16 protein-coding genes and 1 pseudogene are annotated in these 15,472 nt (G+C 39.6%); 3 read left to right on the forward strand and 14 right to left on the reverse strand.

Going from position 1 to position 15,472, the window contains the following annotated elements:
• Positions 1–476 precede the first annotated feature (476 nt).
• The 5 genes from ACE1CC_RS25245 to ACE1CC_RS25265 all read right to left on the reverse strand — a co-directional run bounded on the left by ACE1CC_RS25245 (position 477) and on the right by ACE1CC_RS25265 (position 4,940).
• Entirely contained in the window at positions 477–818 is a 342-nt protein-coding gene (locus ACE1CC_RS25245) for a XisI protein (RefSeq protein ID WP_413273196.1), read from the reverse strand.
• A complete protein-coding gene (locus ACE1CC_RS25250) occupies positions 806–1,222 on the reverse strand; it encodes an element excision factor XisH family protein (RefSeq protein ID WP_413273197.1) in 417 nt (138 codons plus the stop codon). Before ACE1CC_RS25250 ends, ACE1CC_RS25245 begins: the two co-directional genes overlap by 13 nt.
• Positions 1,223–1,333: 111 nt before the next feature.
• Positions 1,334–1,819: a hypothetical protein gene (locus ACE1CC_RS25255; protein ID WP_413273198.1), complete on the reverse strand. Its 486-nt coding sequence runs from the start codon at positions 1,817–1,819 to the stop codon at positions 1,334–1,336.
• A 269-nt stretch (positions 1,820–2,088) separates the two neighbouring features.
• Positions 2,089–2,781, reverse strand: a complete 693-nt coding sequence (locus ACE1CC_RS25260) for a thioredoxin family protein (protein WP_413273199.1) — start codon at positions 2,779–2,781, stop codon at positions 2,089–2,091.
• Positions 2,782–2,798: 17 nt separating this feature from the next.
• Positions 2,799–4,940 carry a protein-disulfide reductase DsbD family protein gene (locus ACE1CC_RS25265; protein ID WP_413273200.1) on the reverse strand — a complete coding sequence of 714 codons (2,142 nt, stop codon included), beginning with the start codon at positions 4,938–4,940 and terminating at the stop codon, positions 2,799–2,801.
• A 66-nt stretch (positions 4,941–5,006) separates the two neighbouring features.
• On the opposite strand from ACE1CC_RS25265, the gene ACE1CC_RS25270 reads away from it, so the two are divergent.
• On the forward strand, positions 5,007–5,780 hold the full coding sequence (locus ACE1CC_RS25270) for a hypothetical protein (protein ID WP_413273201.1): 774 nt from the start codon (positions 5,007–5,009) through the stop codon (positions 5,778–5,780).
• Between the two features lie 76 nt (positions 5,781–5,856).
• On the forward strand, positions 5,857–6,837 hold the full coding sequence (locus tag ACE1CC_RS25275; protein ID WP_413273202.1) for a TAXI family TRAP transporter solute-binding subunit: 981 nt from the start codon (positions 5,857–5,859) through the stop codon (positions 6,835–6,837).
• Positions 6,838–6,872: 35 nt separating this feature from the next.
• Here the strand turns inward: ACE1CC_RS25275 and ACE1CC_RS25280 are convergent, their stop codons facing one another.
• The 9 genes and pseudogenes from ACE1CC_RS25280 to ACE1CC_RS25320 all read right to left on the reverse strand — a co-directional run bounded on the left by ACE1CC_RS25280 (position 6,873) and on the right by ACE1CC_RS25320 (position 14,309).
• The gene (locus ACE1CC_RS25280) at positions 6,873–8,144 is read right to left on the reverse strand and encodes an aminotransferase class V-fold PLP-dependent enzyme (RefSeq protein WP_413273203.1); all 1,272 of its coding nucleotides are present in this window, start codon (positions 8,142–8,144) and stop codon (positions 6,873–6,875) included.
• Positions 8,145–8,222: 78 nt separating this feature from the next.
• Entirely contained in the window at positions 8,223–9,026 is an 804-nt protein-coding gene (locus ACE1CC_RS25285) for a WD40 repeat domain-containing protein (protein ID WP_413273204.1), read from the reverse strand.
• An 18-nt stretch (positions 9,027–9,044) separates the two neighbouring features.
• Positions 9,045–9,140, reverse strand: a pseudogene (locus ACE1CC_RS25290) (hypothetical protein); the annotation flags it as partial.
• Positions 9,097–10,248 (reverse strand): NB-ARC domain-containing protein, encoded by a 1,152-nt coding sequence (locus ACE1CC_RS25295; protein ID WP_413273205.1) that lies wholly within the window; start codon positions 10,246–10,248, stop codon positions 9,097–9,099. The gene ACE1CC_RS25295 and the pseudogene ACE1CC_RS25290, both read right to left, overlap by 44 nt.
• Positions 10,249–10,372: 124 nt before the next feature.
• Positions 10,373–10,852 (reverse strand): nuclear transport factor 2 family protein, encoded by a 480-nt coding sequence (locus ACE1CC_RS25300; protein WP_413273206.1) that lies wholly within the window; start codon positions 10,850–10,852, stop codon positions 10,373–10,375.
• Positions 10,853–10,926: 74 nt separating this feature from the next.
• Complete coding sequence (locus tag ACE1CC_RS25305; RefSeq protein ID WP_413273207.1) at positions 10,927–11,829, reverse strand: nuclear transport factor 2 family protein; 903 nt, start codon at positions 11,827–11,829, stop codon at positions 10,927–10,929.
• 433 nt (positions 11,830–12,262) lie between these two features.
• Complete coding sequence (locus ACE1CC_RS25310) at positions 12,263–12,907, reverse strand: DUF3318 domain-containing protein (RefSeq protein ID WP_413263707.1); 645 nt, start codon at positions 12,905–12,907, stop codon at positions 12,263–12,265.
• Positions 12,908–13,161: 254 nt separating this feature from the next.
• The gene (locus ACE1CC_RS25315; RefSeq protein WP_413273208.1) at positions 13,162–14,118 is read right to left on the reverse strand and encodes a glutathione S-transferase family protein; all 957 of its coding nucleotides are present in this window, start codon (positions 14,116–14,118) and stop codon (positions 13,162–13,164) included.
• 14 nt (positions 14,119–14,132) lie between these two features.
• Positions 14,133–14,309, reverse strand: a complete 177-nt coding sequence (locus tag ACE1CC_RS25320; RefSeq protein WP_413273209.1) for a hypothetical protein — start codon at positions 14,307–14,309, stop codon at positions 14,133–14,135.
• Positions 14,310–14,526: 217 nt separating this feature from the next.
• Here ACE1CC_RS25320 and ACE1CC_RS25325 point away from each other — a divergent pair, with 217 nt between their 5' ends.
• Complete coding sequence (locus ACE1CC_RS25325) at positions 14,527–15,183, forward strand: HAD family hydrolase (protein WP_413273210.1); 657 nt, start codon at positions 14,527–14,529, stop codon at positions 15,181–15,183.
• The last annotated feature ends 289 nt before the right edge of the window (positions 15,184–15,472 follow it).

The raw sequence follows: 15,472 nt of genomic DNA on the forward strand, positions 1-15,472 counted from the left end.
GTATTGTAAAACTTCACTTAATTTGTAGTCATTTATAAGCTAAAATAGTTAACAATTATTTTACTTTAACCCTCAAGAATCAATGACCTGAGTTATCAGGGTGAAATGTCCCGGGACTCTAAGCAACCACTAGTACCATTAGAACCTAAGTTTCAATGCCACTGGATAGCTCCCAAGCAATACATTAACTCAGCGAGATAATCAACAACTAAAGGGGACGAGTAAAAGACTACAAGCAGTCCCAAACGCTCTGCGAGCAATGGGATAGAGGGTGTAGTAGTTCACCCAGTTAGGGTAACACCTACAAAATAAGACCTGAGATATTTGTCTATGGTTTTATGAACTATGACTCAGACATATATAAGGTAAGAGGTTATGCAATCGTTTCTCCGCTTCCCCGCTCTGTAACTGAGCGGGTATTTTTTTGGGGTGAAGTGGAGATGAAGCGATCGGATGAAAACTAACCTAACAACTACTCAAGCTACGGCAAAGTCAGTGTACTGTCGAGTTTTAGGATCGTGGAATGCCAATACAATATCTTCTTTGGGAACACCTGTACGAACTAACTCATTTGCTATGCCTTCTTCAGTCCAATCCTCTTCAATCCAAAACTTACCTTCACGGATTCGGACATAAACAGTCATTCCTGTAATCCGTTCTCCATTCTGCCAACCTAGATTCATCCATATATAATGTCCATTGCGATCGTCCTCTATGAGAAAAGTTTCTAACTCAGGATTAGGACGGCGATTACATAAATCAATATACTCTGCCAAAATACGCTTCAATAACTTCGGATATTCAGTTAGTTTATCCATTGCACAATCTCCTCTAATTCTGTATCCACAACAATGAGCGGCAATTGGTGTTTATTTAGAATGAGTTGAATTACGTCTTGATTGAAAAAAGTTTTGTATGCTATGGCACTCACAGCAACGTATAATTTGCGATCGGGTGCTGTTTCTTCTAAAAGATAACGGTAAATGTCATATTGACCAAGAGCCTCTTTCAAGTCTTGTAACTTGGACGCACCGATAAAACTCTTCACCTCAACCACAATTTTTTGACCAGCACGTTCAGCCGCTAGAGGACTTTCAGCACCGAGATCAGCATACAGCTTTGTTCTTCGATACACGATAATGTAAGGATCATCGGTCACAAACCAACCATCTTTGATGAGTGCATTTTTGACAGCATCATGAATGAAGTCCAGTTTAGGCATAGCATCATTATAAGTCAGGAGGCTTGTAACCAAACTGCTTCAATGACTCCACCTTAGACTTGCTAATTCGTATCAAGCAGGTATCTCCTCTATTTTAGGGGTACTAAATTACTAAGCAGCCGAACTCGCTATCTCATTAACTTGACACAATCGCTCAAGCCAAAGCTCCTTATAAAATTCCATCTGTTCTGGACTGAAAAGGAATTCATTACAAGAACCATCACTGATTAAATAAATTAACGCTGCTTGTTCAACAGGATATAGAATTTCAATTGGAATATAATAAGCTGCCAACTGAATCATTTTATCCTGAACCCAATTTATAGAAAGCTTAGGCTTCAAAGATGTTTTCAGGTCACTAAGAGTTAAGCTTTCCCGATAGAAACCTAATTGATCAATTTTGCCAAAGTACTGATACTTAAAGCTCACAACAAATTGCTCTGACAGGAGAGTGTCTCCGAAGTTTGGTAACAAGGTATTAAGAGCTTGCAGATAAGGTTTATAGAAGTTACCAATAACTTTGGTTTTTCCTCCAGTTAAGTACGAGTGAAGATATGCGTGAACAGCATTTCCTGCACTTATCGCTTCATAGTGCAATTTGCTAATTCAACAATCTCATTGATCTCTTCCCACATATCTATATGGGCAAAGTAAGACATGAGCGGGCTTAATTAACGGACTTCCTGTTGGCAAATGCTCTTTGTAACTTGAAATTTTTGTTAAAATTCCAGCAACATCTGGAGAACATTTCATTCGTTTGTGGAAAAACCAATTTTCCCAATCTGTGGTAGAAAAAAAAATGAGCAAGCCTAAGCAAGGCGTTTTAATGCTTAGACTTCCTCATCAATGATTAAAATTGATCGCATTTAACTGCCATATTTCACACTACAACCGTAAGGTTGAGTAACAGAATTAGCAACTGGCTTACCGCTAATTAAAGAATTGACGGCATCACGAACGTAATTATCTGCTTTGGGAATATCTGCGGGATCGGGTGAAGCAATGCTGTCGATCGCACCCATATATCCAACATTTCCATCTTTACCAATTACAAAGATGTGGGGTGTAGTACGGGCACCATATTGTTTGCCAATTTTACCTTCTGGATCGAGGATAACTGCGGTGGGTGCAGCGTTGCGGCTTTTAGTTAATTCATTCGCTTGACTAGCACTCACATAACCTTGCATTCCGGGCGCAGATGAAATAATAGAAATCCAAACTGCACCTTTACCAGTAAGTTCTTTTTGCAATTTTTGCATATTACCAGAACCGTAGTGTTTGCGGACAAAAGGACAGTCGTGATTAGTCCATTCTAAAACTACAACTTTACCTTTAAAATCGGTTAAACGATGGGTTTTGCCGTTAGTATCTGCGGCGACGAAATTAGGTGCAGGATTATTAACACGGGCAGCTGCTACTCTGATTTCCGATGATGATTGAATAGCATTTTTGTTTTCGGTATTTGTCAAGTTACTTGCATTGGAAATAGCGCCGTTAGAAGCAGTTAAAAGCAGGAAAACTCCGGTGGTGATACCCAATAAACTTTTAGTTGCTTTCATTTTGGTTGATTCTCCTTTTAGATTTGATTCAGAGTATTTCGGATGATATCAGGAGTTAAGATTTGTGGTAACACAATTGGTTCCTGAGATTTTGTACCGGAAGGATACAACACATAAAGGGGAACTCCACTGCGCCCAAAACTACTTAAGGCTTTTGTAATTGTAGCGTTACGATTTGTCCAATCTGCTTTCATCAATGTGACACCTTTTTGTTGGAAAGCTTGTTGCACTTCTGGTTGACTAAGGGCGACTCGTTCGTTGACTAAACAGGTGATACACCAAGATGCAGAAAAGTTAACAAATACAGGTTTACCAGATTGGCGAATTTCCGTCAATTTCTCTGTGGTGTAAGGTTGCCAAATGGAATTTTGGGTAGTTTGTTGGGCGGTTTTGAGGGTAGAATTTCCGGCGATGGGTGCTAAAGTTAGGGCGAGTGCGATCGCAACTAACGCCCCAAAAATTCCGACTCTTCGCCAAATTTTCCGTAATGTTTGCGCTTTTTGATACAACCAAGCAGCGAAACCAATTAATACAAAACCAGTTAAAACCGCTGCTAAACCATCGCTTCCCGTTTGCAGGGTTAACACCCAAACTAACCAAGCAGCAGCGCCATACATGGGGAAGGCGAGAAACTGAGAAAATGTTTCCATCCAAGCGCCTGGTTTTGGTAATTTGCGGCGCAAAGCTGGCACAAAACAAATGATTAAATAAGGTAGTGCTAAACCAAATCCTAATACTAGTAAAATGGCTACAGCAATAGGTGGAGATTGAGTAAGTGCAACTCCGATCGCAGTTGCCATAAATGGCGCACTACAAGGAGTTGCCATTACTGTAGCAAAAACCCCGGTAAAAAATTCGCCTGTGTAGCCATTTTTCGCCGCTAAATTCTGCCCAATACCCATCAAAGAAGCGCCAAAAACGAAGACTCCTGAAAGACTTAAACCAACGGCAAATAAGATATATGCTAACAGCATAACAATGATTGGTGATTGGAGTTGAAAACCCCAACCTATTTGTTGCCCGAAAGATCTTAGGGTGAGGAGTGCGATCGCCAAAACCGCAAAACTAACTAACACTCCCGCAGTAAAAGCAACCCCACTAATTCGCGCTTCTTTAGCACTTTTTTGAGCAGTTTGGGCAATACTTAAAGCTTTCAAAGATAACACAGGAAATACACAAGGCATTAAGTTAAGAACTATCCCACCGATTAAAGCAAAAAATATCGCTTGCCAAACCGAAATGCTGCTAGTTGTAGTTGCTGCTTTTGGTGGATTTGGTGCTGTTGCGCCGATTTTTGCTTGAATGTTAAAAGCTTGACTTACCGATTGATTATCCAGTTTTTCTTGGATTACTAAAACACCATCAACACTAGCGAGTTTGGGTTGATAACCTCTTTCTAAATTCAGAGTTAATCCATCTTTGGTAAAGTTGAGTTTTTGGGGTGCAGGGTTGTTAATTACTCCATCTTTGAAAGGAAAGAAACTTACTGCTTGAATTTGCCCAGATTGTAATTCTGGGGCGTTAATTGTGACAGTTAAATTGGTATCATTTGCGGTAGCGGTAGTTTGCCAAGGTGCAGGTTTAGGAATTGCTTGGCGAGTTTTGGCAAATGCTGTTATCCATCTTTCATCTTTGGCGGGAGTTGTTGAGGTAATGGGTAAAGTTAAACTGATGTTAGAACTTTCGGGAATACAGTCTTTTTCGCAAACTAACCAATCAGCTTTACCACGAAGTAAGATGGGTTTATTTGTGGGTAAATTAGCTGGGGGAGTGATTTGAGTTAATAGGTAAACTTCGTTTTTGTAGCCGAAATTTACTAATGGGCCAAAGGGGAATCTTTGAGGATAGGGCCATAATATTTTCCCAGGTTTAAATCCTGCTGGCAACTGCCAATTAATTTTAGTAATTGAACCAGAGTCGCCGGGGTTTTGCCAATAGGTATGCCAACCTGGGCGAATTTTCATTTGTAGTGCTACCCAGAAAGGTTTTCCCGGTTGAATGGCTTTATTTTCACTAATTAATTGTGTTTGAACGTTGTTAGTTTTGACAGGGTTAGTTGCTGCTAAAGCGTTGGGTATTCCTAGTAAATTCCAGACTAAGAACAGAGTTGCTGTGCAAATAATCAGCCATTTTTGTATTCTGTAGGTGATTGATTTCATGATCTAGTGAGGAATTGTTGATTTTGTTAACCGCAGAGACGCATAGGGCGCAGAGGAGTTGAGAGAATGAAACAAATTAATCAGGTTAGTGGTTGGTTTTTTGGGGTGAGTTTTTTTGTTGTTAGTACCCTATTTTTTGTGATTATTCCTGAGATTATACAACCTCTATTCAGAGAATTTTGGGGATTGTCTGCTGAGAGTTTGCAACCTACGGGTGAGATTCCGATTAGTGTTCGTTATTTGTTTAAAAATAAGTTTTCTCCGGGTAGTGTGTCGGTGGGGGTAGCGGAGGGAAATTTGACTCCTGACTGTCGGGCGACGGCGATTTATCAAGGGCATATCGATCCGGGTAATTTTGCTGTGAATCGTGGTTTTTGTAGTTGGAATAAGTCTACTCAAATTTCGGTTGAAGAGGCGGATTTTTTGTGTTTAAATGCGTTGTTGAGACAGTCGGTTGTGACGGAGAATAATCTTTTTGATTTGGGGTTTAATCCGGGGGGAAATCGGAAGGCGATCGTCATGGGTACAGATTTATGGAATCAGTCTAATTCGGCGGGGCCAAAATTTGCGGAAAAGTTTAAAATTGCTGTCTTAGAAAAAGGTTTAATTGGGGAGAAAGCATATATTTGGGCAAGGGTAGAGAGTTTTCGTAATCCTCAAGGTGAATTAGATGCTAGCGGTTTGTTTGGTATTTGTAGACGTGAAGAATATTACAAAAAACAATTAGCGGGATTAGTTCCTTCTAGTGAAGAATGGCGCTGGAATTGTATTGCTTTGGATCAAGGGAGGCGCGTTAGGGAAATATTGAAGGTTTTGCAGTCTCCAGATTGTAAGAGCTAAATTAGTACGCGAGTCATTGAAAATATTAACTATATGATGTATTGTATTTCATTGTTTCAATACCAGGGTTTTTCTAATGAAAAAATTGTTCGGGCTTTTCTTTGTAGCGCTATTAACTGCGTTAATGCTAATATTGGGCAATTCAGTGCTAGAAAAATCTGTGACTGCACAGGAAGCGATATCTATTCTCACCGCAGGTAAAAATAGTTTCTACTATCAAGCTGCTAGTGAATTGCAAAATAGTCTCAAAGATAGCGGTTTTTCTCTGAATATTAAGGAATCTTCTGGTTCCTCAGAAAATCTGGAACAACTAGGAAAAGGTGATTCTGATTTAGCATTTGCCCAACAAGATGCTATGTTATTACTCCGCAATCTAACCGATCAAAACTTAGCTCAATTAGCAAATAACATTAATGTTTTTGCTCCGATAAACAATGAAGCAATTCACATAATTGTTAACCCTAATTCTAACATCAAAGATGTGAAAGATTTGGCTGGTAAACGAGTAGCAGTAGGGCCAGAAAAATCAGGAACTTATATTAGTGCAATTTTGCTCTATCAAATTAGCGATTTGGATGTAACTGCTGAACAAATTATTCCAATGGAAGTTGCAGAAGGGATTGATAAGGTAAGCAAGGGAGAACTTGATGCGGCTTTTTACACTGCTGCTGTCGGCGCACCTTTGCTGAAAAAAATTAATGCTCAACAAGGTGCAAAAATTAAATTACTTTCGCTCGATCAACAATTTTTTCAAGAGAATCAAAAAGAGTTAGTGGGAGATACTGTTCTATATTCACCAATCAAAATTACGGCAAAAACCTATCCTTGGCAAAAGCAAGAAGTTAATACTATTTCTACTTCTTCTTTTCTTTATGTCAACAAATCTCTTGAACCCCAAAAAGCTTACAATTTAGCTAAAGCTGTTTATCCTAAAGGCGCAGCTTTAAAAGCTAAAGATACTTTTTGGAATGAGTTTAGTATTGCCAAAGCCAAAAGTCAGGTAAAAGCAGGATTAAACTATCATCCGGGAGTGAAAAAGTTTTTAGAAGAATCTTAATTGGTAGGATGAATTTAGTTAAAGGTGATTTCTGATTAAACTGCGGTTTTTAATTCAGAAATTGCCTTTAATACCTGTTCCATTTGTTCAGGAGTGTTATAAATTCCCGGAGTTAGACGGGCGTGAGATGGAGAATAAGGCGTTTTAGTGGCAATTATATTACGTTGTTGCAGTTGTTCTACTACTTGGGCAGGAGTCATTCCATCAATATCAAAACAAACAATTCCGGCGGAAAGATTTTGACTTATTGGAGTGTAAAGAATGACGTGAGACATTTTCGCCAATCCTGCTTTTAATTGTTGGCTAAGTTGGTAAATATGGGCGGTAATTTGAGCTTTTCCTAATTGTTGATGAAACTCAAAAGCTTGCGCCATTGCCCATAAATGTTCAAAGGGTTTGTAACCCCCAGGTGACATTAAACCGCCCCAACCTGCACCTCTAGAAAAGCTAGGAATTGTCGGGGTAACTGCTGCTTGACTGCGAGGATTTCCCCAAATTATTCCTGTACCACGAGGCGCAAACATCCACTTATGAGTTCCGGCGCTAAAGAAATCACAATTTAAGTCATTCATGGTGATATTTTCTACTCCGAAACCATGCACTCCATCAACGAAGAAAATTATGCGATCGCTCTCTCCCCTGCTAGAATTAATCTCAGCTAATCGATCGGCAATTTGCCTAACTGGTACTTTCAATCCAGTGCTAGAATGCACCCAAGTTGCTGTTACTAACCTTGTTTGCGGACGAACTGCATTAATTAAACTATCAACTATTTCCGCTTCCGAAACTGTGTTAATATCTCGAAACAGCGAAATTGTTTGAATTGTTGCACCAGTTCTCGCCGCTTTGTAACGCAACGATTCACGAGTTGAATAATAATCAGATTCGCTGATTAGCATTTCTTGATCTGGGCGAATTTCCAACCCATTAATTACTAATCCCGTTCCCATTGTGGTACTGTCGGTAATAGCAATATCATTCGGTTGTGTTCCCATATAATTTGCTGCTGCTTGGCGTACTGCTGCGGCTAAAGCAGGGTTATTTTCTTTCACATAAACGGCAGGATTTTCATTAAGGGCGCTACGATGTTGTTCAATTGCATTCTGAACTGGTAAAGGATGGGAAGCAATTAAAAGTCCCGCAACATGAATATAATTAGGGTCAAGATTGAAGTAGCTGCGGACATTTTTCCAATTGATAACACTCTCGGTTGCTGAGGTTTTATCGCTGTGAATGCTGTTAGCAAGAGTGGTAACAGTTGCACCTAAACCTGCGGAAAAAAGGAAATTTCTGCGACTCCAAGACATAAATAGTACCTGTGATTAATTATTTGTTATTTTAGCTGGTTCAAAAAAAATCTTATTCACAAATCAAATAAGATTGGTTTAGGAAGAATAAACTTCCGCACCTAAAGCTTTTAGTGTAGCTTTTTCTGCTTCATTTAACCCAGTAATTCCGGCAATATTCATCCCTTCATAAGGTCTTTTTGCCTGTAAAGTTCTTAAACATTCGCCTGTTTGCACATCCCAAATTTTAATAGTTCCGTCGGCGCTGCCGCTGGCGATCGCATTTCCCCCAATAGAAAAAGCCAAAGTACGTATTTGATTAGTATGTCCAGGTAAAACTTTCATACATTCACCTGTATTTAGATCCCAAATTCTCACTGTTTGATCGGTCCCAGCACTAGCAATTAGTTTACCATCAGGACTAAATCTTACCCCAAATATTTGATTAGTATGCCCGTGAAAAACTTTTAAACTTTCTCCTGTATCTATATCCCATATTCTGACAGTTTGATCGCTGCTACTACTAGCCAAAATTTTACCATCAGGACTGAAAACCGCTGACCATACCCAATTAGTATGACCGAAAAAAGTTTTTAAACATTCACCTGTATTTGCATCCAAAATTTTCACTATTTTATCTAGACTAGCAGTAGCCAACTTCTGACCGTCAGGACTCCAAGAAATTGACCAAATCCAATTTGTGTGTACCTGCCAATCTTTGACACATTTATTAGTAGCAATATCCCAAATTTTAATGGTTTTATCCATACTACTACTAGCTAAATATTGACCATCAGGACTAAAAGTTACAGAAGTTACCCAACCAGTATGTCCCGGCAAATTATGTAAACATTCACCTGTATTTATATCCCAAATCCTAATATGTCCCGAAAAACTGTGCAAACAATTTCCTGTGTTGATATCCCAAATTTTTACAGTAGCATCTCCACTACTGGTAGCGAGAATTTGTCCATCAAATATCTTCGTAAAACTCGGAAACAGTCGTCCATTCTCGATTAATTGCCAACCAATACATTACCGTTTGTTCGCTAGCAGAAAGACGGATAAATTGCTGATCTAAAAGCCGTCGGACACCATTAAAAAGCGGTGTATTTTGGGCTAAAAATTCGCTGATATTCCCATCAAATAAGTCTTGGATAGAAGTAGAAACAATTTTTAAAGCTAAAGGATTCCCCCCATAACATTCAATTAACCTTTGTTTATCAACATCGTTACCAAATAAGCCTTTTGCAGTAAATAATTTTTCCGCTTCTGCTTGCAATCCATTTAATCTAAAGGAACGGACTGCTAATTCTACTCCTTCAAAGGTAGCAATTTCCGCAGGTTTTTCCCGACTAGTAAGAATTACACAACTTGAATGTGCAGTTTCGCCAATAACTTGTATTAATTCGCCATAGTTTTCGTATCCCGATCGATAATATCCAGCACGATTAGCATTTAAAATTGTCTCTAAATTATCCAAAATTACTAAACAACGATGAGAACGCAAATATTGTACTAGTTGACATAATTCAGCTTTGTTATCTTGCTGATTAGAGAGAAACAAAACTAATTCATTCAGCAAATTTTCTAAAGGTGGGGCGTTGCGAAGACTGCGCCAAATCACATAATCAAATTCATCTTTAATTTGCTGGGCTAACTTTACTGATAAAGCAGTTTTTCCGATTCCTCCCATCCCTAACAAACAAATTAATCGGCATTTATCTTGTAAAATCCATTGCGATAATGTAATTAATTCAGGATTTCGACCATAAAAAATAGACACATCAATTGCTTCTCCCCAATCTTGGCGGGAATTGGTGACAGGAAAGTTTGTTATTGTAGGTGTGGTTAAAAGCGATCGCCATTTCCGTTCTAAAGCTGGTCGAAAATTGCTTTTACTCACCTCTTCACCCAACGCTTCTGACAGCAATTTCCACAATTTTGGCCCAATATCTCGCTTGAGATAGCTTACAGAATAGCTACTAACATCGGAAATTTGTTCATAAGTTAGACTTTGCCAAGAACCTTGTAAAATGGCAATTTCTACCTCGGTTAATCTTCTCCCAACCTTAGTAAAAAGCGCCTCGTCTGCAACTTTTAATCCTTCCTCAAATTCCATCATGGGTCGAGGATTTCCATAATTACGATTTAACTGGTCGTACCGTAATTATCGCTAAAAGTTGAGTTGAGGCGCAAATTTATTTAGTTATTAATTAAATTGGCGATCGCAACTACCAAAAGATAGATTATTCGCCAATTAAAATCTTTGGATCGCCCGTAAACCAAACGCTATTAATAGTTAAACGAGTGATTACCCAGCGAGTGCGATCGCGCACAAGATCGACGTGATAATGGCTTTTGATCAAGCAGTGTCTAGTGCGATCGCCAGGAGGAAAATGTTGCGCTTCCGTAATAGTATGAAGCGTAGCAGTATCACCATTTATTTTAGTGCGAGGATTGCTGACAGCGTGCGTTGTATCAAGAGAAAAGACCGAATTTTTAAATACTTGAACAATCAAATCGCGCCCCTCAAAAATTGGATAATCAGTTCCCCACATTTTATTATTTGATGTCACATCAACAATAGCATCTGGTGCAAATGCAGAGACAAACAATTCCTCATCGCTAAAGTCAATACCTGCAACAAAACGATATACAGCATCAGCTATTTCTAATCTGTCCCGAACTTCAAAGGCTACTTGCGTTGGATTTTGTGTTACATTCATTGTTTTTCTCCTAATTCAAATGTAGGGTGCGTTAGTGATAACGTAACGCACCATCCCTACCCTTAACTAAACTTTCATTCGGAAAATAGAGGTGCAATATCCATGTAAATTCTCATGTCACAAATCTTGTCGCCTCGGAAGCGTACAGTATCACCACAAGGCAAAGTAATAATTTTGCCATCATGACGAACATAAGTATTTTCCATTTCTACAATCACCAACTCTTCCGAAAGTTGCCACATATTTGTTAAATGATGATGTAAACCTTCGCAATTTTCCAAAAAAGCCATAGAAGAATCTTTGATTCCTTGATGTCCATAAACTACGGGAAAATTACCAAATTGGTAAACAGCATCTTCAGTAAAAAACTGCACAAAATTGTTAATGTTCATCGCTTCTCCAGCCAAGAATAATTGCTTGAGAATGTCGATTTTAGAACCAGAAAATTTAGGCCATTTTTTTGTATGAGGCCATTCCCAATTAGCATTGTTATTATTAAAAGATGCGTTACCTTGCACAGCATTAGAAGCCCAAACAAAGTCTCTCCCTACTTCTTGGTTGTACTCTTGTTGCGCTCTTTTAAAATTAGCCAAAGCTGTACGAGTTACTTGGTTAAATTCTAATTGTTCGCCATTTGGCCCTTTGCAGTAAAATAATGCCCAACCGTCGAAATCACCGGGAGGGAAAACAGTTTTAGCATAGTGCAATCCCGCTTTTTTCCTCTCTGCTTCCGAGTTAACGGTGATGACTTTGTTAACTACTACTTCAGTCAAACCTCGTCTTTGACATTCTTCTTCCAACAACTTAGCAAATTCATTTTTCCCCCCTAAAATACCCACATAAAATTCCAAAGCTTTTTCCATATCATCAACGGTAATGCCAAAATGTTGCACTCCTTGCAAATATTGGCTGAGGCTGGATTTAGTATTTTTACCGTTTAATGAATGGTAGATTGGGTTATCAATAAGTACTGACATAAGAAGACTCCTTGCAACTAATCTCAGTTTCGTTGATGCAGGAGTCTTTGTCGTTACAGGAAAGTTCTGTCAATGTTCAGTAAATGTTCAGTTTTTTAGAAAGCAGAAGGTTTTAAATAAGGGGTTTTGTTGTGAGGTTATCTGTGAGAAACAAAATATACTTTCTAAACCCGCCCCTACAAATGGGCTGAAACCAAATGAACAGGATTTACTCAGATCTTGCACCAGGGCTAAAAACCAGGTTTCTTGCAAATAGCTAAACCTGAAACCCTAAATTTTTCGTAAAGAAACCCGGTTTTTCAAGCCTTGTTGACAATGGTGCAAGATCTCAGTTTACGCACTGATACTAAATATCGTGGGATGGTGCGTTACACTGGCGTTAACGCACCCTACGCATAGAGGCTCAAAACTTCCCCAGTCCCTAGTCCCCTAATTAAAACTCTTCGCCACGTTCAGCTTTAGCTTTTGCTTTTGCTTTGTTGGCGCTACGTTTTAAAGCTTGCAGTCTGGCTTCGTAGCGACTGCGTTGGCGCTTGTTGTTGCTTTGATCGAGGAGAGTTTTTAAAGCACTACCTAAACTTTTGTAGGCGTTGGGGAGTGTGTAGCCAAAGCGGGTGGCGAGGGCGATCGCTTTTTCATCAGCATCGATCGCTTCTTTAATTGTGCGTTCCCCGTTGTTTTTCTGATATAATCTCCAACCGGAAACACCGCACAGCGCCAACGCTAACAATAACAACAAACCATCTTGTACCCAAAGTTCACCGACAGCGCCACCTAAACCGATCGCTAACGCCGCCATTTCCCAACCATCTTTCGGAATCGTATCATTTTGAATCCGAGCAACTTCGTGCCAAAATACCAAATTACGTTGATCTAACGCCAGCTGATCCCAGCGCACCAAATCAATTTGAATCTCTACCTGATCTTTACCGATTTCTTCACAGCGGATCAGGGGTGGATTGATTTCAGTCGTTCCCTCAACCGTGACCCAACTCTGCATTTCTGGCGGCAACAGACTCTTCAAACGCCGCAATTCACTCATTTCGGATCTAGCAGAGGAGGTTACATAGGATGTCATAATTCCAGCCCCAGGAAATTACCAGCAAATAAAAAGGCTCTCTATTTTACGAGTATACCTCGTAATGTGCGGGATTGGGGACTGGGAGTTTTAGCCCGCCTGTGAATCAATTCGCAGGCTAATAGTTCAAGTCCACTGAAGTGGACTGAAAGAAAGCATAAGAATTGCAAATATTTAGTCCTCTTTAGAGGACTTTCGCTATCAGCCTGCGAATTGATTCGCAGGCGGGTGTTGGGACTGGTGCAAGATGTGAGTTAACTGCGATCGTGCGGTGAGTCAAGGTCAATAATTGGCCCTTTGGGAACGATGCGAGTTGGGTTAATTTTGTTGTGACTGATGTAATAATGCCGTTTGATGTGGTCAAAATTGCAGGTTTCTTTGACTCCGGGAATTTGGTAAAGTTCTTTTAGGTAATTCCAGAGATTTGAATAATCCCAAATATGGCGTAAGTTGCATTTAAAATGACCGTAGTAAACCGGGTCAAAACGCAGTAAGGTAGTGAACATACACCAGTCAGCTTCCGTGATTTGTTCTCCGCACAAATACCTTTGCTTTCCTAAGACTTCATTCCAATAATCGAGGGCGTTAAATAAATCGGTTACTCCCTCTTCGTAAGCGCTTTGACTAGTGGCAAATCCAGCGCGATAAACGCCATTGTTGATTGGTTGGTAAATCTTGTCAATGGTTTGGTCGATCGCTTCCCGCAAATTCTCAGGATAAAAGTACCAATCTGATTTAGCGAAATCCTGAAATTGTGTATCAAATATCTTAATTATTTCACGGGATTCATTATTTACGATCGCCCCCGTTTGCTTATCCCAAAGTACGGGAACTGTAACTCGTCCCTCGTATTTTTCATCTGCCTTCAGATAGATTTGCCAAAGATAATCTTTACCATTAACAGTATCGGGAATACATCCAGGTTCTTCAGAAAATTCCCAACCATTTTGATCGATTACTGGGTGTACAACTGAAAGACTAATTACATCTTCTAAACCTTTCAATTTTCGCATGATTGCGGTACGATGCGCCCAAGGACAAGCCCAGGAAATATACAAATGATAACGTCCTGTTTCTGCTTTAAAACCGCTTGAACCATCACTTGTAATTTGGTTGCGGAAAGTGGTTGCTGGACGAATAAATTTGCCTTGTGAGTCTTCTTGTTCTCGTTCTGAAATCCATCGACCGTCAGCGAGTAAACCCAAGCCCATAATTAACTCCTTGTTTAGGATCGATCGTCCGAAGTTTTATTACCTGCGATCGCTTCTACTATACCCCAAACTGTCCACAGAAAAGCTGCTCCGATCAGGAAAAGCATGATACCGCTTAAAGCACCAAAGGGATAAATCAGAAATAAGAGTAACAAAGCAAACAACACAATTCGGATTAGTGGATTATTCATGGATTTAATGTTGGTTAGATTACAAAGTTACTAATTCAGGGTATCTTGGTATGGTTGGCGATCGTTTCCCCCTAAAAGATGATATTTGTAAGTTTGTTGTATCGACTTCAGTCGTTTAATTTAAAATAGGGGAACACTGTTAGCGATAACGGCGCGTTAGCGCAGTGTTTACAACGAACCGTGATATGATAAGTTACGAATCTGAAATCGAAGGATTATGTTAGCTGGAATTTTATTTGATTTAGACGGAACTTTGGTCAATACTGACCCTTTGCATTTCCAAGCTTGGCAAGAAATGTTATTAAGTCATGGATTAGAAATTGATAATGTTTTCTACCAAACTCGGATTAGTGGGCGGTTAAATCCAATTATTATTCAAGATATATTGCCTCATTTAAGTTTAGAACAGGGGGAAAAGTTTGCCGAAGATAAAGAAGCACGTTTCCGGGAGTTAGCACCTTCCTTGAAACCTTTAGCCGGACTGGAAAAAATTCTTGATTGGACAAAGGAACAGGGGTTAAAAACTGGATTAGTTACCAATGCACCCCGGAAAAATGTAGATTTCATGTTAGAAATTTTAGAATTAGCTGAAATCTTTGATGCTGTATTTGTAGCTGAGTCAGATGTAAGAGAGGGAAAACCCGATCCTGCTATATATAAATTGGCTCTTGAACGATTAAATATTACGCCAGAAACAGCTTTAGCTTTTGAAGATTCACCTTCGGGAATTCGTTCTGCTGTGGGTGCAGGAATTCGGACAATTGGTATTGCTTCTACTCACGATCCACAAAAGCTTTATGATCTGGGAGCGTTTAAAGTTATCCCGGATTTTACTGATTTATCTTTGTGGAGTTTATTGGCAGAGATATTATAATTGCTGGGCTAAGTAGGTAGATGTAAATAAAGTGAAAACCTTGGCAGGCAGGATGCCCGCCCCACAAGAAAGCTGAAACTCTTGTGGGGTGGGCATCCTGCCTGCCCCACAACAAAGCTGAAACTCTTGTGGGGTGGGCATCCTGCCCGCCCCACAACAAAGCTGAAACTCTTGTGGGGTGGGCCCCTATCCTTAGATAACTATTATCACTTTATTTATTTGCGCCTACTTAAAACCGCAACTACACAAACTCTCGTCAGCCGACAAAGACTCATTAGAATGGGCATAA

Origin of the sequence: Floridaenema aerugineum BLCC-F46 (assembly GCF_041929345.1) — a bacterium.
Classification (GTDB): domain Bacteria; phylum Cyanobacteriota; class Cyanobacteriia; order Cyanobacteriales; family Aerosakkonemataceae; genus Floridanema; species Floridanema aerugineum.